Raw genomic sequence first — 25,161 nt, 5'->3', positions numbered from 1 at the left:
TTCGATACGGCTCTTCGATATGCGCCTGCGGCGCACCTCAGATCCTACTCAGCACGAACGGTCGGGATTCGAACACCAAAAAACGGGCCTGCTCCGGGAGAGGGAGGAGCAGACCCGCCTTGCCGGCGCGTGCCGGTAACTAGACTTAGAAGCGGTAGCTGACGCCGCCGCTGACCACCCAGGGATCGAGTTCGTGCCGCGTCGCCAGCACGGTGGCGCCGGAGGCATTGTAGAATTCGGCAGTCGGCCGAACGAAGTAGCGCTTGGCGTCGAAGGAGATGCCAAGGCCCGTATCATTCACCGGAATGTCGACGCCGGCCTGCAGCGCGAAGCCTACCTTGCTCTTGAGCTTGGCGCTTGCGGCGCCCAGCGCGGCAGTGCCGCCCGCGCCCACTTTGGAATCTACCACCCAAAAGTAGCTCGGCCCGGCGCCGATATAGGGTTTGATGGGGCCGGCGTTGAGGTGATATTTGAGCGTCACTGTCGCCGGCACGATCTTGATGTCATCGAGCAGCCGGTTGACGCCCTTGATCGCGCCCGCGCCATCCACATGGTGCGCGGTCATGCAGCAGATCGTCTCCACCGAGACGGCGTCGCTCAGGAAATATTCGATTGCGGCGGTCGGCACCCAATTGTCGCTAGCGGCGGTGTCCGTGCCGGCGGGCAGCGTCACCGTGGCGGATTTGACCGTATCGATCTTGCCATTGGGCAGCACGCCGGTTGCCATCAGCTTGACCTGCACCTTGCCTTGTTGCGCCTGCGCGACCCCGGGGGCAGCGAGCATCGCAAGACCGGCGACACAGCTGAATAAACGAGCATTCATGGGTTCTTTCCTTTCTTTCCCTGAACCTGCATCGCTCATTAGGATTGGGTTGGGCGCCGCTCATTGACCCAGCGCAAGACTTGGCTTGATCGAGGTCAAGGGCAGCCAAGGCCCGACAAAGTAGAGCCATTTCCATGTGGTCCTATTATCCCGATCTGCTCGCCCGGCCGGTGCCGCGCTACACCAGCTATCCGACGGCGGCCGAATTCACGGACCGGGTGGGGGAGGCCTATCTCGGCCATGCGCTGGATGCGGTGCAGCCGGGGCAACCCGTCTCGCTTTATGCGCACATCCCCTTTTGCGAGGAGATCTGCTGGTATTGCGGGTGCAACACCGGGCGCTCCAACAAGGCGCAGCGGCTGACCAGCTATCTCGATGCGCTTCATGCCGAAATTCGCACCGTCGCCCAACGCCTCGGCGGACGCGCCCGCGTCGAGCGCATCGCCTTTGGTGGCGGCAGCCCCAATGCCATTCCGCCGCTGGAGTTTGCCCGGCTGGTCGATGAGATGATGCTGGCCTTTAACTGCGGCGCGCCGGTGCTCTCGGTCGAGATCGATCCGCGCGGGTTCGACCAGCGCTGGGCGATGACGCTGGGCGTCTCCGGCACCAAACGCGCCAGCCTTGGCGTGCAGACCTTCGATCCGGCCATCCAGGCCGCAATCGGGCGGGTCCAGCCGCGCGATCTCATCGTCAGCGCGGTTGATCGCCTGCGCAGCAACGGCGTGCGGTCCATCAATTTCGATCTGATGTACGGTCTGCCGGGGCAGGACCGCGCGTTGCTCGAATGCACGCTGGACGAGGCCATCGCCATGCGTCCAGACCGGATCGCCCTGTTCGGCTATGCGCATGTGCCACATATGCTGCCCCGCCAGAAGCGGATCGATGCCACCCATCTGCCTGATCAGGCCGAGCGTTTCGCCATGGCGGCGCTGGGGCATGATCAGCTGGTGAGCGCGGGCTATGTGCCGGTCGGCTTTGATCATTTCGCGCTGCCCCATGACGATCTCGCCAAGGCGCAGCTGCAGGGCACGCTGCGCCGCAATTTTCAGGGCTTCACCGAGGATCGGGCCGATGTGCTGATCGGCATCGGCGCGACGGCCATCGGCCAGTTTCCGCATCTCATCGTCCAGAATGACAAGAATAGCGGCCGCTACCGGATGCGCGCCGGGGCCGGTCGCCTGACCGGCGAGCGCGGGATCCTGCGCGACGCGGATGATCAGCGGCGCGGCGCGATCATCGAGGATCTGCTTTGTGGCCGGGCCGCCGATGTCGGCACAGATCTGCACCGGACGGATCTGCGTGCCGGACTCGCGCCCTTCCTGGATCGGGGCCTCGCTACGCTGGAGGGCAACAGCCTGCGCATTGCCGAACAGGGCCGGCCTTATGGACGCGCCGTCGCGGTGCTGTTCGACCGCCATCGTGTCCTGTCCCAGCAGCGGTTCAGCAGCGCGATCTGAACGATGGCCGATCCGTGGACCTTTGGCGGCGGATTTCTGCTCGGCTTTGCATCCAGCCTGCACTGCGTCGGCATGTGTGGCGGCATTGCGCTCCTGCTTGGCCAGGCGCGGAGCGAGGGTGACCATCCCGCAGCCTTTGCGGCGCGGCTCCATGCCGGTCGTATCGGTGCCTATATGATGATGGGTGGCGCGGCGGGGGCGCTGGGCGCACTGGCGCTCGGCGGGCTGGATGCGACACTCGGCCATCTGCTCCTGCGCTGGGCGGCGGCGATGAGTCTCGCCTGGGTCGGCTTCTCGATGCTGGGCCTCATGCCGAGCCCCGCTGTGGTCGGTCACGCGATCCGGGGGCAGGTGCATGTGCCGGCTTCCATCGCAGGCGCGGCGCGATCGATGCTGCCGCCGCGCCTGCGCATGGTTGCTACCGGCTTTGGCTGGGGCATGATGCCGTGCGGAATGGTCTACGGTGCGTTGCTATATGCGGCCTTTGCCGGGTCGCTCACCGGCGGACTGCTGGTCATGGCGGGCTTTGGCATCGGCACGCTGCCGGCGCTGCTCGCGGTGCAGGGCGGCGCCACGATGCTTGCCGGGCTGGCCCGCAAGCCCGGCGTGCGGACGCTCGCTGCCCTCGCGATCCTGCTCTGCGCGCTGCTCAGCCTCGGCGCCGGGGAGGCCGGCCTGCTGGCCCTGTGCCGCGCGAAATAAGCGTTCGACCGGCTTGGGCGGGGTTGCAAGAATCAGTCTCAGGTTCCAACAAGCGGCAACTGGCGCGCGAGCGCCGTTCCTTGCTGGAGAGATGGGGCATGAAAACGCGGGCTGCGGTAGCATTTGAGGCAAAGAAGCCGCTGGAGATCGTCGAGCTGGATCTGGAAGGGCCCAAGGCGGGCGAGGTTCTGGTCGAGATCATGGCGACGGGCATCTGCCATACCGATGCGTACACGCTCGACGGCCTCGACAGCGAAGGCATCTTCCCCAGCGTGCTCGGCCATGAAGGTGCGGGCATCGTGCGCGAGGTCGGCGTGGGCGTCACCTCCGTGGTGCCGGGCGACCATGTCATCCCACTCTACACGCCGGAATGCCGCCAGTGTAAGTCCTGCCTCTCAGGCAAGACCAATCTGTGCACCGCGATCCGCGCGACGCAGGGCAAGGGCCTGATGCCGGACGGCACGACGCGCTTTTCCTACAAGGGCCAGCCGATCTACCATTATATGGGCTGCTCGACCTTCTCGAACTTCACCGTTCTGCCCGAGATCGCGGTCGCCAAGATCCGTGAAGATGCGCCGTTCAAGACGAGCTGCTACATCGGCTGCGGCGTGACGACGGGCGTGGGCGCGGTTATCAACACCGCCAAAGTTCAGGTCGGCGACAATGTTGTGATCTTTGGACTCGGCGGCATCGGCCTCAACGTCATCCAGGGTGCCCGCCTCGCCGGCGCCAACAAGATCATCGGCGTCGACATCAACCCGGATCGCGAGGAATGGGGGCGCAAGTTCGGCATGACCGACTTCCTCAATTCCAAGGGCATGAGCCGCGAGGATGTTGTAGCGAAGATCGTGGCGATGACCGACGGCGGCGCGGACTATACCTTCGACGCGACCGGTAACACCGAAGTGATGCGCACGGCGCTGGAAGCCTGCCATCGTGGCTGGGGCACCAGCATCATCATCGGCGTAGCGGAAGCGGGCAAGGAGATCGCCACGCGGCCATTCCAGCTCGTTACCGGGCGCAACTGGCGCGGCACGGCGTTCGGCGGCGCCAAGGGCCGCACGGACGTGCCCAAGATCGTCGACATGTACATGACCGGCAAGATCGAGATCGATCCCATGATCACCCACGTCATGGGCTTGGAAGAGATCAACACCGCCTTCGACCTCATGCATGCCGGCAAGAGCATCCGCTCCGTGGTGGTGTTCTAAGGTCCGCAGGGCGGCGGTTGCGCTCGGGAGCGGCACCCATGTTCAGGCATCTGGTCCTCGGCACCAACGACATCGAGCGCGCGCGCATCTTCTATGATGCGACGTTCGCGGCGATGGGCATCGCGCCGGCGCAGGCCGACGCGAAGGGGCGGCTGCTCTATCGGGATGGCGGGGGTCTGTTTATCGTTGGCCATCCCATCGATGGCCAACCGGCCTCCCATGCCAATGGCGGGACTGTCGGCTTTCTGGCGCCGTCACCGGAGGCGGTGAAGGCCTGGCATGCCGCCGGCCTGGCGCATGGCGGCCAAGCGTGCGAGGGAGAGCCGGAGAACCGGATTTCGCCCGCCACGGGGCGGGGCATCTGGGTCGCATATCTGCGCGATCCGGATGGCAACAAGCTTTGCGCGGCCTGGGACGAACCCCAGTGATGCTCCGGCGCGCGCAGGATTTTTGAGTAACCAAGAGGAGAGTCACAATGTTTACGCATATCATGGTTGGCGCGAAGGACCTCGCGCAGAGCGCGAAATTCTATGACGCCGTGCTCGGCGCACTGGGCGCTGGCGCCGGCCACAACATCGGCGATCGCGCTTTCTATTCGCACAATGGCGGCACCTTCGGCATCATTTCGCCGATCAACGGCGAGCCGGCGACCCATGCCAATGGCGGCACGATCGGCTTTGCCGCTGCCGACAAGGATCAGGTCGATGCGTTCCACGCGGCCGGTGTGGCCAATGGCGGCACCAGCGAAGGCGAGCCGGGCAAGCGCCCGCAGGCGCCGGGCAACGCCTATGGCGCCTATCTGCGCGACCCGACCGGCAACAAGATCTGCGTCTTCTGCCAGCTGCCTGAAGGCGCCTGATCGATGACGCTGGAGACGCTCTCGACGAACAAGGCCTATGGCGGCGTCCAGGGCGTCTACCGGCACACATCTTCGGAGACGGGGACGGCGATGACATTCGCCGTCTTCGTTCCCGAGCATGAGCCGGGCGAAACCTTGCCCGTGCTCTTCTACCTCTCCGGCCTCACCTGCACCCATGCGAACGTCATGGAGAAGGGCGAGTATCGCGCGGCCTGCGCGGCGGAGAAGATCGTCTTCGTGGCGCCGGACACCAGTCCGCGGGGCGAAGATGTGCCCGACGATGCGGAGGGCAAATATGATTTCGGCCTGGGCGCGGGCTTCTATGTCGATGCGACCCAGGCGCCCTTCGCGACCCATTATCGCATGAAAAGCTATATCGAGCAGGAATTGCCGGCGCTGATCGCCGCGAATTTCCCTATCGATATGGCGCGGCAGGGTATCACCGGGCACAGCATGGGCGGCCATGGCGCGCTGACCATCGCTTTGCGCAATCCCGAGGGCTTCCGGTCCGTCTCCGCCTTCGCGCCGATCGTCGCGCCGAGCCAGGTGCCGTGGGGCCAGAAGGCGCTCGGCGGCTATCTGGGGGACGATGCATCGGCCTGGGCGCAGCATGATGCCGTGGCGCTGATCGAAAGCGGTGCCCGACTGCCCGACCTGCTGGTCGATCAGGGCGGTGCGGACAATTTCCTCGAGCAGGAGCTGCGTACGCATCTGCTGGAAGCGGCCTGCGCCAAGGCCGGTCAGCCCGCAACAATCCGCATGCAGCCGGGCTATGACCACAGCTATTATTTCATCTCGACCTTCATGGCCGAGCATATCCGCTGGCACGCCGAGCGCCTCAAGGCCTGATCTTCGCGGCCTCTTCGGCGCGCAGGCTTAGACGGAGCGTGCGCGCCCCTGGGTGAGGGCGGCCTCTTGCCGCTTGAGATAGGGATCGTTGAGGAACGTGCCGAACGGGAAGAACGCCGCCAGCGCCGTCCGCAGCCAGCCCAGGACTCCAAAGCCCTTGCCCGGCAGCACGAACAGCATCGCGCCGATGTAGAGCAGGAAGGCGATGCCATGGGTCATCCCGACCGGACGGATCAGCGCGGGATTGTCGAAGCCATATTTGAGCGGGATCGCGATCAGGAACAGCGCGAGGGTCGTGATGCCTTCCACCAGGGCGATATAGCGGAAAATCCTGAGCATGGTGTCTCCTGAGCGGTCGATGACCTGTCGCGTCGCGATCACAGCTCTGTCGCAAGACTCACACGATAGCGCCGCGCCGGTTGCCTGATCGGGTTCGATGGGCTTTATCATGCAGATGACAGCATGCCAGGGGCGAGGAGCAAAAATATCGTGACGCAAGAGGCGGATATCGGTCCCACCCCGCTCGATGCCGGGCTTCTGGGGATGCGCCTCATGCTGCTGATGCGCGCGATCCGCGAGGGCGGCCTGCCGCTGTTCGAGGCGGAGGTGGGCTATAAGGAGATCCATCGCCATTTGCTGCTGCTGCTCGGCCTCTCCGGCGGCATGACCTCTCAGGACATCGTCGGCTTTGCCGGCTACGAAAAGGCGCAGGTCAGTCGCGCGATCAAGCCGCTGGAGCGGGACGGACTGATCGTGCGTGAGAAGCTGCGCGCCAAGCTCACCCTCTCCCCGGCGGGGCGGGTGCTGTTCGAAAAGATTCGCGCTATCGTCCGCGCCCGCGACGGCCAGCTGGTAAGCGGTCTGGGGCGCGACGAGCTCGAACGCTTCGGCCTGCTCACCGACCAGTTGGCGCAGAAGGCCGCCCGCATCTACAATCAGGAGCGCTGCCTGAGTGTCGAGGCGGGGATCATTGGTGCGGCACCGGGCGGGGCCGGCACGCCCTCATGGCCTGTGGGACCGGAGGGCAAGAAGATCGAGCCGCCGCCGGACCTCATCGCGCCCAAGCTGGTCGGACTGGTCGCCTATCTCAAGCGGAGCGCGATGCTCTCCTGCCAGCGGATGCACGGCCTGTCGAACTTTCAGGGTCAGGTTCTCGCGCTCATCGGCCTGTATGCGCCGCTGCCGATGGCGCAGCTGATCAAAGCGATGGGGCGGGACAAGAGCCAGATCGGGCGGACGGTCTCGGCGCTGGAAGAGAGCGGGCTGATCGAGCGATTCAGGCCAACCCGCCGCCGCGATATCGTCCTGCAACCGACCGAGGCCGGTGCCGTGGTGTACAAGGCGCTCCATCGCGAGGCCTCGGTGCGGGATGCCAGCCTCTGGAGTGAGGCGAGCGCCGAGGATCGGGCATTCTATCAGGCCATTGTGAGCCGTCTCATGGTCCGCGCCCGGGCATTGAGCGGCGAGAGTTCGGCTGCGGCGTGAACGCCGGTCTGCTATCCCAGCATGTCGAGCGAGGCCTGCTCCTGATCGAGATATAATCCGAAAGGGTCGAGGCACGGGACGCCGAGCGCGGCCTCAAACTCATCCTGCGATGAGGCGCCTGCGCGGGATCCAGTCTCTGCATCGGCGAGATTGGAGCGAAAGATGCCGGCGGCACTGACCGGCAGGAAGTCCTCATAGGTGATCGGCGTCGCCTCCAGCCAGCCATCGGCGACCAGCTCGTCTGGCGCGCCGGATGGAAGCTGGCGTCCCGCAGGAAGCATCGCGGCCTTGGGCGTCGGCGCATAAGTGAAATAGGCCAGCCCCTGTTCGCGGATCGCATCCAGATCGTCGGGAAAGCGCTGGAAGATCTCTGCCAGGCGCGCTTCATAGCCTTTGCTGCCCAGACTGCGTGCCTGCTCGGCTTTTGCGAGGATTGCATCGTAAAGTGCGCGGCCATGTGGCGTCAGCGCAATCCCGCGCTGCTCGATCTCGCCGAACCGTGCGGTGTGGACGCCGGCCACGCTCTCATCGCCATCGCGGAACAGGATGGCCTCCTCCAGCGCCTGAAAACTCGTCTGGCGCAGCAGGATCGGGACAGACCGGCGGGGCGGGCCTTCGATCACGGCCTTGGCCTTGATGCCGCTCGCGATCATCTCGGCCTGAACCGCATCGATGTCGAGCGCGCGGGGCGTCAGGTGATTGATGTGCGGACCACGGAAGCAGACGATATCGGCGATCAGTCGATGCGCGCGACTAAACGCTTCATAGGTTGCGTGGTCCACCAGCGCTTCGCCATGCCAGCGGAAGGTTTCCAACGCCTCCAGCACGAAGGCTTCTGCCTCTTCGGTCCCCAGACCGCCCTCCCGCTCGAAGCGGTCGATCAGCGCCAGCGCGCCGTCGGTGACGATGCTGCGTCGGGCGAGCAGCGCCTGGGCCTGCTTGCGCAACGCAACATCCTCGATCAGCTCAAGCCGCAGCAGCGAGCAGAAGATACGGAAGGCGCAGCGGTTCAGCGATGCCGTGTCGATCGGCCGAAACGCTGTCGAATGCACCGGCAGGCCGGCTACGCCCAGATCATAATGGCCCACCGGCACCATGCCCATCACGGCGAACAATCGCCGCATGAGGTGCAGTTCTTCTGGCGTGCCGACCCGGATGGCGCCGTGGCGCTCGGCACTGAGCCGGTCGAGTTCGCCTTGCGCTGCGAGCCGTTCGTTCAGCGCGGGATTGTCCTGCAGCACGCGGGCATTGCTCGTGGCGACGATCTCCAGCAGCGTGCCGTAGAGCGGCACCTCGGCCCGGTACATCGCGGACATCGCCTCCGAAAAGGCGAGGCGAATGTCAGCAGGATCGACGAAGCGGGTCATGGCAAGGCTTGCTCCAGTGCATGGCGCAAGGCCGTCCGCGCGGCCTGAGCCTGCGCCCAGAGGTCGGGCAGGCCGAGATCGGACGGGGCGAGGCGCTCGGGCCAGTGATTGCCGACGATCGTCTCCAGGCGGTCCAGTCCGCGCTCGTCGAGCAGATGGGCAGGGTGAACCGCCTGTTCCGCCTCGCGCGAGAGCAGCACGCGCAGGCGCAGGCAGGCAGGGCCACCGCCATTGTGCATGGATTCGCGCACATCGACGAAATGAGCGGCGTGGATCGGGCCGTTGGCGCCGACATTGCTGTCCAGCCAGACTTTGACGGCAGGGGTTTCCCGGCACTCCATCGGGAGAATCAGCGCTCGCTGACCATCCGGCAGCGTCACCAGTTGGGAATTGAACAAATAGGAGGCGATGGCGGCTTCCAGCGAGACTTCGCTGGCCGGCACCTCCAGGATGATCAGATCCGGGCAGCGCTGCGCCAGCGCGGCATAGAAGGCCGCCTTGTCCGCAAAGGCTTGTTCATGCGCAAGGAGGATGTTCTCGTGCGCGACGGCCACGACATCATTGTGGAACGCGCCGGCCGCGAGGGCCTCGGCGGATTGCTGTACGGTCAGGCCGTCCTCAATGCCGTGCCGACGGAAGATCGCGCGGCAGGCTTCGGCCGATTGGCGGGCAGGAAAGCGCCCGCCCGGTTCGCCATAGACCATGACCTCGACGCCGGGGCCGTTCACGGGGGAGGCCAGCCGCATGAAGTTCGCGGCGCCCTCATCGCCGAAGCGAGCGGGGACCGGATCATGGACCGCGAAATAGCGTTCGTCCGCGAAGATGTGCCGTAACTGCCGCAGCGTTTCGGGCCATTCATGGCTGCGGTGCGCCATGGTCGCGAGATTGGCGACGGTGAAGTGCGTCCGCCCGTCCGCCGTGTCCGGGGCGGGGGAGACCGTCGCCGCATTGGCTGCCCACATCGCCGATGCGCTGGTGGCTTGAGCGAACAGCAGCGGTTCTTCCGCCCATGCGCGGGCATAGACCTGCGCATCCGAACCGTCGAAGCCGAATTGACGCAGCCAGCCCGCGTTCGGGCGATCGTGCGGCAGGAAGAAGCCCTGTCCCAGTCCCAGCCCGTGCAGCGTGCGCATCTTGGCGATGCCTTGCAGGGCTGCCTTGCGGGGCTGGGAGACCTCGCCGGCATGGAGCGTGGCGGCCAGATTGCCGAGGCTGAGGCCCGCATAATTGTGGGTCGGGCCGATCAGCCCATCGAAATTGACCTCGCGAAAGACGGGCGCGGTGCTCATGCGCGCAGTCCGGTGGAAAGCGCGCCCTCCAGCGCCGGGGCCTCCATGCCCGCGACGGGGAAGGCGCAATAATCCGCCGCATAATAAGCGCTGGGGCGCAGGTTGCCGCTGTCGCCGATGCCGCCAAAGGGCATGGCGGAACTGGCGCCGTTGGTGGGCCGGTTCCAGTTGACGACGCCGGCGCGCGTGGCTGCGCGAAACTGCTCGAACTGTGCCCGGCTCCCACCCAGCATAGCGGCGGACAGGCCAAAGCGCGTGGCGTTGGCGCGGGCGATGGCCCGGTCGAAATGCGTCTCGCGCCAGAGCTGGACCACCGGGCCGAAAATCTCCTCGTCAGGGGCAGTCTCGATGCCGGTCATGTCGATCAGCGCCGGTGAGAGGAAGGGCAGGCCGGAGTCCCTCCGGACCAGCGGACGGATCGGGCGCCCGCCCAACGCAAGCAGATCCGCAACGCGCGCCTCCACCAGATCGGCGGCGCGATTATCCACCACCGGCCCCATGAAGGGCTGCGGATCGTCGAAGGGCGCGCCGACGATCAGCCTGTCCAGTGTTGCCGTGACCCGCTCGATAAGCGCATCCGCGATCTCGTCCTGCACGATCAGTCGGCGCGCGCAGGTGCAGCGTTGCCCGGCGGAAAGCCAGCCGGACTGGACGATAAGCGCAACGGCAGCGTCCATGTCGGCCTCGCCGATCTCCCAGGCGAGCAGCGGATTGTTGCCGCCCATTTCCAGCGCGAGAATGCGCCCCGGCCTGTCGGCAAATGCGCGGGCGAGGAGTTTGCCGGTGCTCGAGCTGCCGGTGAACAGCAGGCCATCCGTGCCGGGATTCGCGGCCACTGCCTTGCCGGTCTCGCCGCCGCCCTGCACGATCTGCAGCACACCGTCGGGCAGGCCAGCTTCCCGCCAAAGCTGGCCCATCAGTTCCGCCGTGGCCGGCGCCAGTTCGCTGGGCTTGAAGACGACGGCATTGCCCGCCAGCAGCGCCGGAACGATGTGCCCGTTGGGCAGATGCGCCGGGAAATTATAAGGCCCGAGCACCGCCAGCACGCCATGCGGCCGGTGGCGCAACGCCAGCGCGAACCCGTCTCCATCTCGCAGCGTCTCGCCCGCCCGGTCCGCCTGCGCGGCGATGGAAATCTCCACCTTGGCAGCGACGCTGGCCGCTTCAGTCCTGGTTTCCCAGAAAGGCTTTCCCGTCTCGCGCGAGATCACCCGCGCGACGTCATCGGCATGGGCTTTCACCGCTGCGGCGTAAGCGCGCAGGATGGTGATGCGCTCAGTCAGCGGTGTGCGCTCCCAGCCCGGTTGGGCGGCGCGGGCCTGCGCGACGGCGGCATCGACGGCAGCGGCATCCGCAGCAACGCCCCGCCAGACGACGTCTCCCGTGCACGGGTCGGTGGAAATCAGGTCGGTCATGGCTCTTCCGCTCGTTTCGTCTTTGGTCTGTTCGGTCAGTCGGTCGTCAGATAACGGGCCGTTGCGCCCTCGCTCAGCCTGCCGAGCGCCATCGCATCCGCTGGCAGGGTCAGGCGCTCTGCTTCGGCATCGATCTGCCCGGCGGCGCGCCAGGCGCGAAAATCGAGCAAATCTCCGGCGGCCAGCAGCATCGGGCGGGCCTGGGTCTGAGATGCAGGTGCATCGCTGAAGGCAGCCGCCTCGCGGCTTTCCTTCACTGCCCGCAAATCATCGACGTCGGCCTGCATGGTTGGCCCGGCGTCGAACAGATCGACATAGCCATCATAGCGGAAGCCCTCGGCCGCGAGCAGCTTCATGGCCGCAGCGCCGCTGGCGTGCGGCTTGCCGATAGCTGCCTGCGCCTCGGGTGGCAGCAGGGTGGTGTAGATCGGGTGCTTGGGCATGAGATCGGCGATGAACTGGTTGCCGTTGAGGGCGTGAAAGCGGTCGGCATCGGCAAACTCCAGGTCGAAGAAGCGCCGGGTCAGCCCTTCCCAAAATGGCGAGACGCCTTCGGGCTCCTGCCAGCCCCGCAATTCGGTGAGCACCTGCTGGCCGAAGCGGGCACGGTGCATGGCCATGAACAGATAGCGGCTGCGCGCGAGCAGCACGCCCAGCCCGCTGCGCCGCAGCTCGGGCACCAGAAACAGGCCGCCGACCTCGCTCGCGCCGGCAAAGTCGTTGACCAGATTGAGCACGCTCGTCGTAACGATGCGGTCGAGCTGGCGCGAGTGCTGCGAGAGCCGGGTGAGCTTGTAGGAATAAAAGGGCTTCTTGGTGCCGACGCTGGAGAAGATGAGCGCCGTTCCGCCGATCCGCCCGGTGCCGGCTTCTTCCAGCGCGAACATGTAAAGCTCGTCATCGGGCTGGCTCAACTGCGCCTCAAAGCTGCGCTGGGATCGTTCGAGGCGTGCGAACAGGGCCTCGCGATCATGGGGCAGATTGGTGAAGCCCGGCCCGGTCTGGCCGGCGAGCGTGTAGATGGCGTCGATATCCGCCGTTGTCGCAGGGCGGACGAACCAGTCGTTGAAAGAGCCGTCAGTCATGGGCGACCCCTGCCATATCCGGCGCGGAATTGAGGGCGTGGTCGAGCCGTCCTTGTGCGATCCGCAGCATGGTGATGGCAGCCAGCGCGGCGCGTTCGCTCAGTGAACTCAGAATCATGAACTCCTCATCGGTATGGATGGCGCCCCCGCGCACGCCCATCGTGTCCACCACCGCGACATTCTGGGCGGCGATGTTGTTGCCATCGCAAACGCCGCCGCTTGGCTGCCAGTCGATGGCAAGGCCGAGGTCCGCGCCGGTTTCCCGGACCAGCCCGAACAGCGCCTGATGCTTCGTGTCGAAGGGCTTGGGCGGTCGCGCAAAGCTGCCTGCGAGCGCGATCGTCACGGCATGATCCGCACTGACCTGCGCAATGATCCGGGCGATAGCCTGCTCGGCGGCCTGCTGGCCGGCCAAGTCCACGGGCCGCATGTTCCAGCTCAGCAGCGCCCGATCGGGCACAACATTGTTGGCGCCGCCGCCGGAGAGGCGCGCGACGTTGACGGAGAGACCTTCGATCTCGTGCTTGAGCGCATCCAGCCGCACCGCGAGATCGGCTGCGGCCACCACGGCATTGCGGCCATCCAACGGATTGCGGCCGGCATGGGCGGATCGGCCGGTCAAGCCGGCGGTGAAATTGCCGCTGCCCCGCCGGGCGCTCGCCAGCGTGCCATCCACCGTGACGGAAGGCTCGAAGGTCATGCCGGTCTGGCAGCGCCGCGCCGTCTCGCGCAGCAGCGCTGCAGACCCCAGCGAGGACACTTCCTCATCGGCATTGACCACCACATCCCAGCCGAAATCGGGAATGGCATTCGCCGCCTCCAGCGCAGCCAGCGCCTCGATCATCACGAGGAGCCCGCCTTTCATATCGGCGGTGCCGGGGCCGTTGAGGCGGTCGTCATCGATCAGGCGGCAGGTCTGGAAGGGGTGATCGGGCGGGAAGACCGTATCCATATGCCCGGTGAGGATCATGCGACGGGCGCAGGCGACACGCTTGCGGGCGAGCAGATTGGCGCCATGAGCGAGCGCAACGGTGCGGCCGGCCTCATCCAGCGTTTCAGCGGGTTCTGGCGCAACGGTTGCGACCGTATCGGCAATCTCCGTCAGTCGGGCCGCGATATGCTGGCGCATCTGTTCCAGCCCGGCGAGGTTGCGGCTGCCGGAGTTGACCTGCGCCCAGTCGACGACTTGCGCCGCCATGTCCGCCTGTCGTCTCCTAAGATGCTCCACGATCCCGATTTCGGTCGGTGAGAGTCCTGTCATGGCCCGATGCTAGACCAACTGGCCGCCCGGGGCTAGGGGCGCACCGGATCGATGGTCAGAGGACGTCGCCGAACATCAGCCAAAGCATGACCAGCCAGGCGATCAGACCGCCCGTGCCGATGACGATATGCAGCCGTTCGCGCAGCCAGTGGAGAAGGCCGCCGGGATTCTCGTCGTCATCATGTTTCATGCCGCGAAAACCATAGCTCAGCGCCCCTCCGCCCGATCGACGCCGAACGTCGCCCATTCGGTGTCGCCGCCCGGCTCAGGCAAGGCATCCCGTACACCGTCCATTGGCTCCACGTCGGTATTGGTCCGCTGCCGGTGCAGATGCGCCTTGGCAATGAGGTTGGCGGACACCGGCGCCGTGATGAACAGGAACAGGGTGATGAGCAGTTCGTGCGCGGACCAGGTTCCGCCCAGGAACGGAAAGTAGATCATGGATGCGACGAGGCAGCTTCCGACGCCGAGGGTGGTTGCCTTGGTCGGGCCGTGCAGCCGCGTCATCAGGCTGGGCAGCCGGGCAAGGCCCCAGCTGCCGATCAGCGCGAAAGCGCCACCGAGGACGATGAGAGCGGCGATCAGGATTTCTGCGATCACTGCCATGGCCTACTCCACAATGTCGCCGCGCAGGAGGAACTTGCAATAGGCCACCGTGCCGACGAAGCCGACCATCGCGAGCAGCAGTGCCGCCTCGAAATAGGTGGTGCTGGTTTCGTAGATACCGAACAGGACGATCAACGCGATGGCGTTGATGACCATGGTATCCAGCGCCAAGATGCGGTCGCACCGCGTCGGGCCGCGCAGCAGGCGGTAGAGGTTGAGCAGCACGGCGAGCGCAATGCAGCCGAAGGCGAAGGTCAGCGCGAGCGCGATCATCGGAAAATCCTCTGCAGCCGGGCCTCATAGCGCGCCTTGATATGGGCAATCTCGTGCGCGACATCGTCCGTGTCGAGCGTGTGGACGAGAAGATAGCGCCCGTCCGCCGACACGTCGGCAGAGACGGTGCCGGGCGTGAGGCTGATGGTGCCGGCCAGCACGGTGATGGCTTCGGCCGAATGCAGGTCGAGCGGGATGCTCATCCAGCGGGAATTGAGGTCGCGGTTGCGCCGGAACAGAATGAGCTTGGCGACATGGAAGTTCGCGATGACGATATCGTAGAGCACGATCCCGAGATAATCGAGCATCGCCCAGCCAAAGCGCAGGCGCGGGCGGTTGGGCCAGAACGGTGCGGTAAACACCGGGATGACGGTGGCCAGAAGAAGGCCGAGAAGGAAGCCGCCGGCCGTCAGGCTGTTCTGGATCAGGATCCAGACGATGAGCAGCATCACCGTCAGGCCGGGATGGGGGAAGAGCTTGGTCAGCATTGCCTCACCCTCCAACTGCCGGGCCGAGAACGGCCTCGATCGTGTGCGTCGGCGCGAAGAGCTGCTGGGCCGTTGCGTCCATGTAGCGCGTGACCGCCCCCGCCGCGACGGTGAGCAAGACCAACGTCGCGAGTAAGGCAGTGGCGGGCAACATCTCCACCAGACGGGCATCGGGCTTTGCCGTCGCGGCATCTTCGTGTGGATTGTCGGGGTGCGCTGCGCTCTTCCAGAAGATGGCGCTGCCGGCGCGGGCGAGGCCGAGAATGGCGAGGAGCGTGGTGCCGAGAATGACCGCCCAGATCCACGCCGCCCAAGGGTCCGCCAATGTCGCCTGCAGGATCAGCAATTTGCCGATGAAGCCAGAGAGCGGCGGGAGGCCCGCGAGGGCCATGGCCGCCAGCAGGTAGAGCGCGGACAGTGGCTCGATGCCGGCAAAGCGTGGGGAGGGGACGATCGTGTCGCCGTAACGACCGCGCCGCAGCCGGATGAGATCGACGACGAGGAAGAGCAAGGCCGCAGCCAATGTGGTGTGCGCCAGATAATAGAGTCCCGCCGTCAGCACCGTGCGGTCGAACGCCGCAATGGCGACCAGCAATGTGGCGGTGGAGCCGAGCAGGCCGAATGCGGCAAGATCGCGCAGGGAGCGCGCTGCCAGCAGGCCCGCAAAACCGATCACCATCGTCGCCAGTGCGGCCGGCATCATCCACACCTCCGGCGCCCATGCCGCCGCGCCGGCCTGATCGCCGAAGATCAGCGAGGATGTCCGGATGATCGCATAAGCGCCGACCTTGGTCATGATTGCGAACAAAGCCGCCACGGGCGCGGAGGTGCCGGCATAGGTGCGCGGCAGCCAGAGTTGCAGCGGCAGCAGCGCGGCCTTGAGCGCAAAGACCAGCGTCAGCAGATGCGCGCCGGCGCGCAGCAGGCCCTGATCTGCAGCCGGCAGGGCCGGGATGCGGGCGGCCATGTCCGCCATGTTGAGCGTGCCGGTGATGCCATAGAGCAGCCCGATCGCGAAAAGGAACAGCGTCGAGCCGATGAGGTTGACGATTACATATTGCACGCCGGCTTTCAGCCGCTCCGGGCCCTGGCCGTGCAGCATCAGGCCGTAGGAGGCGATCAGCAAGACCTCGAAAAAGACGAAGAGGTTGAACAGGTCGCCTGTCAGGAACGCGCCGTTGATGCCGAGCAACTGGAACTGGAACAGCGGGTGGAAATGCCAGCCCTTGCGGTCCAGCCCGGTCAGCACCGCGTGGCACAAGACGGGCAGGGCGAGCAGGGCGGTAATCAGCAGCATCATCGCCGAGAGCCGATCCAGCACCAGCACGATGCCGAAGGGCGCGGCCCAGTCACCCAGCGCGTAGACGGAGATCGTGCCGCTGCTGGCGACGCTCAGCAGATACACAGCGAGGGCCAGAAGGCCGGTCGCGCCGGCAATGGAAATAGCGGCGCCGATCCAGCGGTGGCGGCGCATGAAGATCAGCGTGGCTGCGGCCATGAGCGCGGGCAACAGCAGGGGCGCGGCGATCAGCGCGGTCATGGCACGATGTCCTCCGGCTCGTCATCCGGTTTGCCGTCGACCTGGTCGGTGCCCGTCTCGAGGAAGCTGCGCAGGGAAAGGACCACCACCAGCGCCGTCATGCCAAAGGCGATAACGATGGCGGTGAGGACCAGCGCCTGCGGCAGCGGGTCCGTATAATCCGTAATGCCTTTCTCATAGATCGGCGGGCGTTCCACGACCAGCCGCCCCATCGCGAATAGAAACACGTTGATGGCGTAGGACAGCATGGCGAGGCCGAGCACCACCGGAAAAGTGCGGCCGCGCAGGCACAGGTAGATGCCGGCCGCCGTGAGGATGCCGATGGCGCTGGCGACGAGCATTTCCATGCTGATCATGCCTTCGCCTCCCGGTTGCGCGCGGGGTCGACATCCATGGGCGCGTCGTCGCTATGATCTTCCTTGTCGGCGCGCTGGACGATGTGGCTGAGTTCGGCCAGCGCGAGCATGACCGCGCCGATCACGGTCATCGCCACGCCGATGTCGAACAGCATGGCCGTCGCCAGCTCGAACGTGCCGATGACGGGCAGGGTGACATAGCCAAAGGCGCTGGTGAACAATGGCGCGCCGAAGACGAGCGAGCCCATGCCCGTGAGCGCGGCGATGATCACGCCAAGGCCGATCATCAGATGCTCGTCAAACTTGCGGCGCTGTTCGGCCCATTCGAAGCCCGACGCCATATATTGCATCAGCACGGCAATGGAGATGATCAGCCCAGCGATGAAACCGCCGCCCGGCAGATTATGCCCGCGCAGGAAGATGTAGATGCCGACCATCATCGCAAGCGGCAGCAGGAGGCGCGTGGCGACGACGAACATCATCGGGTGCCGTTCGGGCGAGCGAATGAGGTCCGGGAGCCAGGCCCGCAACCGCGCGCCGGCCGCGCCGCGCGTCGCGGGCTGCAGCAGGGCGAAGATGGTCAGCGCGGCAATGCCGAGCACGATGATCTCGCCGAAGGTGTCGAAGGCGCGGAAATCCACCAGCGTCACGTTCACGACATTGGTGCCGCCACCGCCCGAATAGCTGTTCTCCCAGTGGAAGGTCGAGATGGGCTGATTGGGCTCGCGGGTGAGCACGGCCCACGCCCCGAGCCCGGCCACGGTGCCCCCCACCAGGCCGAGCAAGCCGTCCCGCAGCCGCAGTCCATTGCTGGAGAGCCGGGCGGGCTTTTTGGGCAGCAGGTTGAGCGCCAGCAGCAGCAGCAGAATCGTGACCGTCTCGACGGAAATCTGCGTCAGGGCCAGGTCGGGCGCGGAGAGATAGACAAAGCCCAGCGAGACGATGAGGCCGATGACGCTGATAAAGACAAGCGTGAGGTAACGCTCGCGCTGGGAGATGACGACCGCCACCGTCGCGCCGACAAGCAGCAGCCAGCCGATGATAGCGAGCGGCGAGGCCGGCAGCGTTGCGCGCGGACCGGTGCCGCTGCCGCCGCCGACCAGCACGCCCTCGACCGCCAGCGCAATGGCAAGCACGAAGATCAGCGCGAGCTGCCGCTGCAGTGAGCCGTTATGCACGGCATGGATGAAGCCGCGGGCGACTTCCACCAGCGTCGCGATCCCGCTGTCGAACAGGCGCTTGGCTTCTGGCAGGGGGAGCGCTTGCCAGGTGCGCTCGGCGAGGCCGAACCGCCAGAGCATCAGCGCGCCGCCCGCCACGGCGAACAGGCTCATGAGCAGCGCGGTGTTCACACCATGCCAGAGGGCGGGCGCGAATGTCCCGGCGGTGCCTGCGGTGACGGTATCGGCCACCGGTTGCACAAGCCATGTCGTCAGCGTCGCGGGGAACAGGCCGACAAGGATGACCAGAATGACGAGCAACCCAGAGGGCGCCCAAAGGCCGAACGGGGGATCATGCGGCGCATGGGGATAGTCATCGCGCCGGCGGCCCAGATAGACATGGAAAGCGTAGCGCAGCGCGTAAGCGACCGAGAGCGTCGCGGCGATCACCGCGATGGCCGGCACCAGCCAGCCCGTCCCCAGCCAGGCGGTATGCGCCGCCTCGTCGAGCATCATTTCCTTGGACAGGAAGCCGTTGAAGGGGGGCAGGCCGGCCATCGATCCCGCCGCGATCATGCCCAGCGTCGCGGTGATCGGCATCAGCGTGGCGAGGCCGCCCAGCCGGCGGATATCCCGCGTGCCAGCCTCATGGTCGACGATGCCGGCATTCATGAACAGCGCCGCCTTGAAGATGGCGTGGTTCAGGATGTGGAAGACGCCGACCATCGCCGCCGTGCCGGTACCAAAGCCGAAGAGCATGGTCAGCAGCCCGAGATGGCTGACGGTCGAATAAGCGAGGATGGCCTTGAGGTCGGTCTTGAACAGCGCGATGGCGGCGCCGATCAGCATTGTGACGAGGCCAGTCGTCGCGACGAGATAGAACCACAGATCCGTACCCGCCAGCGCCGGCCACAGGCGCGCGATCAGGAAGATGCCGGCCTTCACCATCGTCGCGGAATGGAGATAGGCGCTGACCGGTGTCGGTGCCGCCATGGCGTGCGGCAGCCAGAAGTGGAACGGGAATTGCGCGGACTTGGTGAAGCAGCCGAGCAGGATCAGCACCAGCGCGACCGGACAGAGCGGCGAGGCCTGAATCAGGTCACTGCTGGCCATGATGGTGCGAATATCGGTGGAGCCGGCAATGCTGCCCAGCAGCAACAGCCCGGCGATGAGCGCCAGCCCACCGCCGCCCGTCACCACCAGCGCCATGCTGGCGCCCTGCCGGGCCTCGGCTCTATCGCGCCAGAAGCCAATCAGCAGGAAGGAGGAAAGGCTGGTCATTTCCCAAAAGACGAGCAGTAGCAGCACATTGTCCGAGAGCGCGATCCCCAGCATGGCGCCCTGAAACAGCAGCAGAAAGGCCAGGAAGCGCCCCATTGGGTCTTCCGCTGCCAGATAGAAACGGGCGTAGATGATGATGAGCAGGCCGATGCCGAGGATCAGCCCCGCGAACATCGCGCCCAACGGATCGAGGAAGAACCCCAAGGACAGGCCGAGGGCCGGCACCCAGTCGATCTGCATCGTCGGCGTCTGCCCGGCGAGCGCGGCCGGGATGAGCGCGATGAGGATCGCGAGCGCCGCGCCGGTCGTGCCGGCGGCGATCCAGGCCTGAAGATTTCGGCTGGCGTCCCTGAACATCGCCAACAGCAACGCGCCAAGAAATGGCAGCAAGGCGAGTATCAGCAACAAAAGTCCGCAGCTCCCGTGATGCGTCGGCAGGTGATTGACGATCCGATGGCGATCAGGATCTGGCGATCCTCAAAAGGTCTGCCCACCTTATCCAGACAATGCGGCATGAGGACAACCCGAAAGCGCCGAATTTTCGGCCTTCGCTGCCGATTTATAGCCATCGGGGCGTGGGGCTGACGGTCTGTCAGAGCAATCTTCAGTCAGGCGCCGTGGCCATCAAAAAGGCGCCAGCCCGTGCGAGAGCTGGCGCCTGTGATAAGGGTCCGTGATGAGGATATGTCTGGCTTAGCGTTCGACGCACATGGCGATGCCCATGCCGCCACCGATGCAGAGCGTTGCGAGCCCCTTCTTGCCGTCGCGGCGGGCGAGTTCGTAGAGCAGCGTGGTGAGCACGCGCGCGCCCGAGGCGCCGATGGGGTGACCAAGCGCGATGGCGCCGCCATTCACGTTCACGATGTCCGGGTTCCAGCCAAGCTCCTTGCCGACCGAGAGCGCCTGCGCCGCAAAGGCCTCGTTCGCCTCGATCAGATCGAGGTCGGCGAGCGACCAGCCGGCTTTGTCCAGCGCGATGCGGCTGGCCGGGGCCGGGCCGATGCCCATGATCGAGGGATCGACCCCGCAGGTCGCCCAGCTGGCGATGCGCGCCAGCACCGGCGCGCCGCGACGGGCGGCCTCTTCGGCGGTCATCAGCACCAGCGCCGCGGCGCCATCGTTCACGCCGCTGGCATTGCCGGCGGTGACCGTGCCGTCCTTCTTGAACGCGGCGCGCAGTCCCGCCATCGCCTCAATGGTGGCGCCGGCACGGATATACTCGTCGGCATCGACGATCGTGTCACCCTTGCGGCCCTTGACCGTGACGGGCGCGATCTCGTCGGTAAAGCGACCCGCGGCGCGGGCAGCTTCCGCCTTGTTCTGGCTGGCCGCTGCGAACGCGTCCTGCTCTTCGCGGGTGATGCCGTATTTCTCGGCGAGATTTTCCGCCGTGATGCCCATGTGGTAGCCATTGAAGGCGTCGGTCAGGCCGTCATTGACCATGGTGTCGATCAGCGTGATCGGCCCCATCTTGGTGCCCGCGCGCATCATCTGGGCGTGGGGCGAGAGGGACATATTCTCCTGACCGCCGGCCACCATGATGCTGGCATCGCCGCAGCGGATCGCCTGCGCGGCGAGCGCGACGGCGCGCAGGCCCGAGCCGCAGACCTGATTGATGGTGATCGCCGTGCGGTCGATCGGAATGCCGGCGTTCACGGCCGCCTGCCGCGCCGGGTTCTGGCCCTGTGCGGTGGTGAGTACTTGGCCGAAGATCAGCTCGTTCACCTCGTCGGGGGAGACGCCGGCCTGCTCCAGTGCCGCGACGATGGCGACGCGACCGAGTTCATGCGCGGGCGTGTTGGCGAAGCTGCCCAGAAAGCTGCCGACCGGCGTGCGCTTGGCGGCGGTGATGACGATATCGGTCATGGATTGGCAAGTCCCTCGATTGCGGCGCCAGGGGCGCAGGTTGCTCTCTCGTGCCGCGCCTCTAGCATCAGCCGCCACAGCGCGAAAGCCAGTCGCTCAATCCTCTCCACAGTTGCGCTTCCGCACGGCTGCCGATCATCATGCCGACATGGCCGAGCGCAAGGTCGATCCGTTCCGCTGCAGGTGGCACGGCGGCGGCGGGCACGATCCGGTCCGTGGTCGAGGCGATTGCGAGCGTCGGGCAGCCCAGCGCTTGTGGGTTCGCGACGGTGCCGTGGATGGACCATTGGCCGCTCGCTGTCATATTGGCGCCATAGCACCGCTCGGCAAGGTCTCGTCCGCTCGCCAGCGTGAGCGGCGCGCCTTCATTGGCCCAGTCCTCCAGCGCGATGAAGGCCTCGAAGGACGGACTGTCAGCCTCCATCTCGGCGAAGGCGGCATATTTGCGAATGGTACGATCGGGATCGAGCGACCAGAAGCCGGTCTGAAACACTTCCATCGGAATAAGCCCCAGCGCCTCGCAACCGGGCTTGGCCTTGGCCCAGATTTCGGCAAGCTGGGACTGAAAGGGGCCGTCATAGGCGGAAAAGTCCCAGGGCGCGGCGATAGTCGCGATGCCGGCGACGGACTTGCCCAGCGCCTGCAGTCGCGCCGCCGCGCCAATGGCGAGCGTCCCGCCCAGGCAATAGCCGACGAGCAGGGGCGGGCGATCCAGTTGCTGCAACAGGGGTAGCAGCAGGCGCTCGACATGATCGGCCAGATCGACGTCGCGCTCGCCTTCATCCGGCGTCCCCCAGTCCAGCAGCAGGGCATCATGGCCTTGCTGTCCAAGATAGCGCAGCAACGAGCGTTGTTCGGAGAGGTCGAGGACGTGGGGCGGGTTGATCAGCGACGGGATGAGGATGACCGGCGCCCGGTCTCCGCCGGCGCCCCTCATGCTGCGTTGTGCATTGCCGTTTCGCGTGAGCAAAGCCGCGCGGCCATTTTGCGCAGCAATTTCCGGCAGGTCACTCGGCGCAGGTCGCGATGCTGTCTGAAAACGGCGCAATCCCGTCAATGCCTTGCGCCGTAATTGGGCATCTTGTGCCGTCACCTGCCACAATATGGAAAGAAACAGCGGCAGCGGACGCGGCCCATGTTGCGGTGCAGAAAGAAACGATGCTATGTTGCGCCCAACGGAGGGTGGAGCATCATCTATGGCACGATCGAAATCAGGTGGCGAATCAGGGACCATTGTCATCAAGAAGTACGCCAATCGGCGTCTCTATGACACGGAAACCTCCAGCTATATCACACTTGAATTGCTCTCGCAGATGACGCGCGAGGGGCGCGATTTCGTGGTGGTCGATGCCAAGTCCGGCGAAGACATCACGCACAATGTCCTCACCCAGATCATCATGGAAGAAGAGCAGCGCGGCGAGAACATGCTGCCGGTCAGCTTCCTTCGCCAGCTCATTTCGCTCTACGGCGACTCGATGCAGTCCATGGTGCCGCAATATCTTGAGGCGAGCATGGAAGCATTCCGCAAGAACCAGCAGCAATTCCAAGAAGCCATGCAGGGCGCATTCGCCGGCGGGCCCTTCGCCGAGATCGCCAAGCGCAACATGGAAATGCTCAACGCCGCAGCAAACGCCTTCAAGCCGGCTGCACCTGCCGCACCCGCGAAGGCTGGCGACTCTACTGACGAGGTTTCCGAGCTGAAGGCACAGCTTGCCGCGCTCAACGCCAAGATCGACAAGCTGGGCGGCTGACCAATCTGGCGCGGTCGGGATGGCTGCGCCTTAACGGCCCACGGTCCGAGCGATCAGCGCCGCGCAATTGGCATCCGGTGCGGTTTCCGCGCGACCACCGATCGCTCGACCGACTGCCTTCAGGATGTTGCCTACCGAGCGCGTGTTTTCCGGCACGACCAGATCGGGATTGCGCAATGTGCCCCGCAGATGGGCATTGCCGGGCAGCTGCAGCGCATGTTCGTTCTTGGCGAGGCCCTTGAGGGTCAGTTCGAGACGTTCGGCGGGGAAGCTGACTGTGCCGGTGCCACGTGACTGGCTGACCGGCGTGTCGACGACCAAGGTGCGCACAACGCCGCGCCCGCCCCGCATATCGAGCAGGACCACACCGCAGCGCAGCGCTTCCCGCCCGTCCTCGTCCGCAAACAGGCCCTTGCCTATGTCGAAGCCGAGCAGGCCGGCCAACCGCGCCGGCATCGATCCGCCGCGGGTGACCGCGCCTACGGTTCCGTTCGATTGCCCGACCGCCTCGCGGATCGTGTCGCCCACGCCGGTCAGGCGCGCGCGGGCATCCACGCGGCCCTGCACGTCGCCCTCGCTGTTGCCGTCCCCGCCCGCAAGCGCTGCGATGCTGCTGTTGCGCATGTCGAGCGCCAGCGTGACCGTCGGCTTGGGCTGGCCTCCCCGCTGATTGACTACGGCCCGCCCGGTCATCACGCCTTGCGTCAGGCCGATGCGCAGCGGATCGACGGTGAGGATGCGGTTATCAAGATTCAGCACCGCGCTGGCATTGGTGAGGGAGGAGGGGCGCCGCCCGCCCAAAATCCGGTCGACGCGCACCGATATGCGCCCGTCCGTCTTGTCGATCTTGCGGATATTGATCCGCGTGTTGGGCACCAGCCGCTGCCCCTGTGCTCGCTCCAGCGCGACCGCCTGCCCATTGCCCTTGTCGTCGGCCAGATCCTCGAAATCGAGCTGGCTGAAGCGCGCCTCGCCATCCAGCTTGGTCCGGCCATCCACCTTGCGGACCGTGAGCGCGCCGGTGAAGCGGCTGCGGCCGACGGTGCCGCCGAGATCGGCCACCGTCCACACGCCATCGCGCCGCTGGACATTGGCAGCGATATCGACCGGCTGCGTGCCGAACAGCCCCGCCTCGATGATCCGGTCCACCAGTTTGAGCGTGCTGGCGCGGGCGGAGACCTTGAAGGTCATGTCGTCCGTGCGCATCGGGCCCGCCATCGTGCCGCGCGCGTGCATGGTGAGGGCGTCCCCCATGATGCGCGCATCGAAGGGCCAGCTTTGGCCAGCGCGCATCGGCGCGCCGGTGAGGCGCAGCGTGACCGGTTCCCCTTCGACGGTGCCGGTCCCGGTGCCGCGCAAGCCCTGCTGCGGATCGACCGACAGGCTGACCTTGAACTGCCGCTTCTGAAAGGCATCGCGATAATCGATCACGGCGTCATCGACGCGGACCAAAGGCGTTTCCGAGCTGCCCTGGTCATCCTTATTCGATTTGCTGCCGAGCGCGTCCCAGCTCTTGCGGCGATTCTCGTCGCGCACCAGCGTCAGCCGCACGCCACGGGCGGAGAGCAACTGCGGCCCGCCGCGCCCGAGCAGCAGTCCGATCACGGGCAGACGCAACCGCAACGCCTCGATCCGCGCCAGATCGCCTTCGCCGGCCCAGGCCGGCTGGGGCACACGGATATCCCGCACTTGAATCACGGGGCTGAAAGAGAAGGCGCTTTCCCGCGTCATCGACCCGATGGTGGCTTTCGTGCCGATCTGGTCCGACAGGCGCCGCTCGGCGGCATCCTTGAACCAGGAAGCGGGAAAGGTGGCAGCCAGCACGAGCAGGGCCAGAAGCAGAAACAGCACCCCGGCCGCGATCATCGCGATGATCCGAGTGCGGCGGGGCGTAGTGCGAATCATCGACGAGAAGTGGGCCATTGGAGACGGGACGAGTGAGGTCAGGGAAAGTTCCCGTTCGTCTCCCAGCGTCAGCGCGCGAACGTCTTGGTATTTTTCCGCGCGGACACTAAAGACCGCTGCAATCCCCAATCC

General features: G+C 65.9%; 25 protein-coding genes. 8 read left to right on the top strand and 17 right to left on the bottom strand.

The window, feature by feature from the left end:
• Positions 1 to 145: 145 nt before the first annotated feature.
• On the bottom strand, positions 146 to 823 hold the full coding sequence (locus M2333_RS06980; RefSeq protein ID WP_264586998.1) for an OmpW/AlkL family protein: 678 nt from the start codon (positions 821 to 823) through the stop codon (positions 146 to 148).
• Positions 824 to 957: 134 nt separating this feature from the next.
• Here M2333_RS06980 and hemN point away from each other — a divergent pair, with 134 nt between their 5' ends.
• The 6 genes from hemN to fghA all read left to right on the top strand — a co-directional run bounded on the left by hemN (position 958) and on the right by fghA (position 5,901).
• Positions 958 to 2,280 (top strand): oxygen-independent coproporphyrinogen III oxidase, encoded by a 1,323-nt coding sequence (gene hemN / locus M2333_RS06975; RefSeq protein ID WP_264611280.1) that lies wholly within the window; start codon positions 958 to 960, stop codon positions 2,278 to 2,280.
• 3 nt (positions 2,281 to 2,283) lie between these two features.
• A complete protein-coding gene (locus M2333_RS06970) occupies positions 2,284 to 2,982 on the top strand; it encodes a sulfite exporter TauE/SafE family protein (protein WP_264611279.1) in 699 nt (232 codons plus the stop codon).
• Positions 2,983 to 3,080: 98 nt separating this feature from the next.
• Positions 3,081 to 4,193 carry an S-(hydroxymethyl)glutathione dehydrogenase/class III alcohol dehydrogenase gene (locus tag M2333_RS06965; protein ID WP_264611278.1) on the top strand — a complete coding sequence of 371 codons (1,113 nt, stop codon included), beginning with the start codon at positions 3,081 to 3,083 and terminating at the stop codon, positions 4,191 to 4,193.
• A gap of 38 nt (positions 4,194 to 4,231) precedes the next feature.
• Positions 4,232 to 4,621 carry a VOC family protein gene (locus tag M2333_RS06960; RefSeq protein WP_181559348.1) on the top strand — a complete coding sequence of 130 codons (390 nt, stop codon included), beginning with the start codon at positions 4,232 to 4,234 and terminating at the stop codon, positions 4,619 to 4,621.
• Between the two features lie 47 nt (positions 4,622 to 4,668).
• Complete coding sequence (locus tag M2333_RS06955) at positions 4,669 to 5,052, top strand: VOC family protein (RefSeq protein ID WP_181559349.1); 384 nt, start codon at positions 4,669 to 4,671, stop codon at positions 5,050 to 5,052.
• A gap of 3 nt (positions 5,053 to 5,055) precedes the next feature.
• On the top strand, positions 5,056 to 5,901 hold the full coding sequence (gene fghA / locus M2333_RS06950; protein WP_319801303.1) for an S-formylglutathione hydrolase: 846 nt from the start codon (positions 5,056 to 5,058) through the stop codon (positions 5,899 to 5,901).
• Between the two features lie 27 nt (positions 5,902 to 5,928).
• Here fghA and M2333_RS06945 read toward each other — a convergent pair whose 3' ends face one another.
• On the bottom strand, positions 5,929 to 6,240 hold the full coding sequence (locus M2333_RS06945) for a DUF3817 domain-containing protein (RefSeq protein ID WP_264611277.1): 312 nt from the start codon (positions 6,238 to 6,240) through the stop codon (positions 5,929 to 5,931).
• Positions 6,241 to 6,390: 150 nt separating this feature from the next.
• Here M2333_RS06945 and M2333_RS06940 point away from each other — a divergent pair, with 150 nt between their 5' ends.
• A complete protein-coding gene (locus M2333_RS06940; RefSeq protein ID WP_264611276.1) occupies positions 6,391 to 7,386 on the top strand; it encodes a MarR family transcriptional regulator in 996 nt (331 codons plus the stop codon).
• Positions 7,387 to 7,397: 11 nt separating this feature from the next.
• Here M2333_RS06940 and M2333_RS06935 read toward each other — a convergent pair whose 3' ends face one another.
• The 14 genes from M2333_RS06935 to M2333_RS06870 all read right to left on the bottom strand — a co-directional run bounded on the left by M2333_RS06935 (position 7,398) and on the right by M2333_RS06870 (position 22,310).
• The gene (locus M2333_RS06935; RefSeq protein WP_264611275.1) at positions 7,398 to 8,753 is read right to left on the bottom strand and encodes a VOC family protein; all 1,356 of its coding nucleotides are present in this window, start codon (positions 8,751 to 8,753) and stop codon (positions 7,398 to 7,400) included.
• Positions 8,750 to 10,042 (bottom strand): N-succinylarginine dihydrolase, encoded by a 1,293-nt coding sequence (locus tag M2333_RS06930; protein WP_264611274.1) that lies wholly within the window; start codon positions 10,040 to 10,042, stop codon positions 8,750 to 8,752. The genes M2333_RS06935 and M2333_RS06930 overlap by 4 nt, the downstream gene beginning before the upstream one ends.
• The gene (astD, locus tag M2333_RS06925; RefSeq protein WP_264611273.1) at positions 10,039 to 11,457 is read right to left on the bottom strand and encodes a succinylglutamate-semialdehyde dehydrogenase; all 1,419 of its coding nucleotides are present in this window, start codon (positions 11,455 to 11,457) and stop codon (positions 10,039 to 10,041) included. Before astD ends, M2333_RS06930 begins: the two co-directional genes overlap by 4 nt.
• 35 nt (positions 11,458 to 11,492) lie before the next feature.
• A complete protein-coding gene (locus M2333_RS06920) occupies positions 11,493 to 12,542 on the bottom strand; it encodes an arginine N-succinyltransferase (RefSeq protein ID WP_264611272.1) in 1,050 nt (349 codons plus the stop codon).
• On the bottom strand, positions 12,535 to 13,803 hold the full coding sequence (locus M2333_RS06915) for a hydrolase (protein ID WP_264611271.1): 1,269 nt from the start codon (positions 13,801 to 13,803) through the stop codon (positions 12,535 to 12,537). The genes M2333_RS06920 and M2333_RS06915 overlap by 8 nt, the downstream gene beginning before the upstream one ends.
• 55 nt (positions 13,804 to 13,858) lie before the next feature.
• Positions 13,859 to 13,993 carry a hypothetical protein gene (locus M2333_RS06910; protein ID WP_264592305.1) on the bottom strand — a complete coding sequence of 45 codons (135 nt, stop codon included), beginning with the start codon at positions 13,991 to 13,993 and terminating at the stop codon, positions 13,859 to 13,861.
• Positions 13,994 to 14,010: 17 nt separating this feature from the next.
• Positions 14,011 to 14,409: a Na+/H+ antiporter subunit G gene (locus M2333_RS06905; RefSeq protein ID WP_264611270.1), complete on the bottom strand. Its 399-nt coding sequence runs from the start codon at positions 14,407 to 14,409 to the stop codon at positions 14,011 to 14,013.
• 3 nt (positions 14,410 to 14,412) lie between these two features.
• Positions 14,413 to 14,682, bottom strand: coding sequence for a K+/H+ antiporter subunit F (locus tag M2333_RS06900; protein WP_264611269.1), 270 nt, complete (start codon positions 14,680 to 14,682; stop codon positions 14,413 to 14,415).
• Positions 14,679 to 15,170, bottom strand: a complete 492-nt coding sequence (locus M2333_RS06895) for a Na+/H+ antiporter subunit E (RefSeq protein ID WP_264611268.1) — start codon at positions 15,168 to 15,170, stop codon at positions 14,679 to 14,681. Before M2333_RS06895 ends, M2333_RS06900 begins: the two co-directional genes overlap by 4 nt.
• 4 nt (positions 15,171 to 15,174) lie before the next feature.
• Positions 15,175 to 16,710, bottom strand: coding sequence for a monovalent cation/H+ antiporter subunit D (locus tag M2333_RS06890; RefSeq protein ID WP_264611267.1), 1,536 nt, complete (start codon positions 16,708 to 16,710; stop codon positions 15,175 to 15,177).
• Positions 16,707 to 17,057: a Na+/H+ antiporter subunit C gene (locus M2333_RS06885; protein WP_413716521.1), complete on the bottom strand. Its 351-nt coding sequence runs from the start codon at positions 17,055 to 17,057 to the stop codon at positions 16,707 to 16,709. Before M2333_RS06885 ends, M2333_RS06890 begins: the two co-directional genes overlap by 4 nt.
• Positions 17,058 to 17,062: 5 nt before the next feature.
• The gene (locus tag M2333_RS06880) at positions 17,063 to 19,915 is read right to left on the bottom strand and encodes a monovalent cation/H+ antiporter subunit A (protein ID WP_264611266.1); all 2,853 of its coding nucleotides are present in this window, start codon (positions 19,913 to 19,915) and stop codon (positions 17,063 to 17,065) included.
• A 285-nt stretch (positions 19,916 to 20,200) separates the two neighbouring features.
• Entirely contained in the window at positions 20,201 to 21,373 is a 1,173-nt protein-coding gene (locus tag M2333_RS06875; protein ID WP_264611265.1) for an acetyl-CoA C-acetyltransferase, read from the bottom strand.
• A 67-nt stretch (positions 21,374 to 21,440) separates the two neighbouring features.
• Entirely contained in the window at positions 21,441 to 22,310 is an 870-nt protein-coding gene (locus M2333_RS06870; protein WP_319801301.1) for an alpha/beta fold hydrolase, read from the bottom strand.
• Positions 22,311 to 22,569: 259 nt separating this feature from the next.
• On the opposite strand from M2333_RS06870, the gene phaR reads away from it, so the two are divergent.
• On the top strand, positions 22,570 to 23,124 hold the full coding sequence (gene phaR, locus M2333_RS06865; protein WP_264576018.1) for a polyhydroxyalkanoate synthesis repressor PhaR: 555 nt from the start codon (positions 22,570 to 22,572) through the stop codon (positions 23,122 to 23,124).
• Between the two features lie 30 nt (positions 23,125 to 23,154).
• On the opposite strand, the gene M2333_RS06860 is transcribed toward phaR, so the two are convergent.
• Positions 23,155 to 25,029 carry an AsmA family protein gene (locus M2333_RS06860; protein WP_264611263.1) on the bottom strand — a complete coding sequence of 625 codons (1,875 nt, stop codon included), beginning with the start codon at positions 25,027 to 25,029 and terminating at the stop codon, positions 23,155 to 23,157.
• Positions 25,030 to 25,161: the final 132 nt, after the last annotated feature.

It is taken from the genome of Sphingobium sp. B11D3B (assembly GCF_025961735.1).
GTDB lineage: Bacteria > Pseudomonadota > Alphaproteobacteria > Sphingomonadales > Sphingomonadaceae > Sphingobium.
This window is presented reverse-complemented; position numbering and strand designations above follow the sequence as displayed.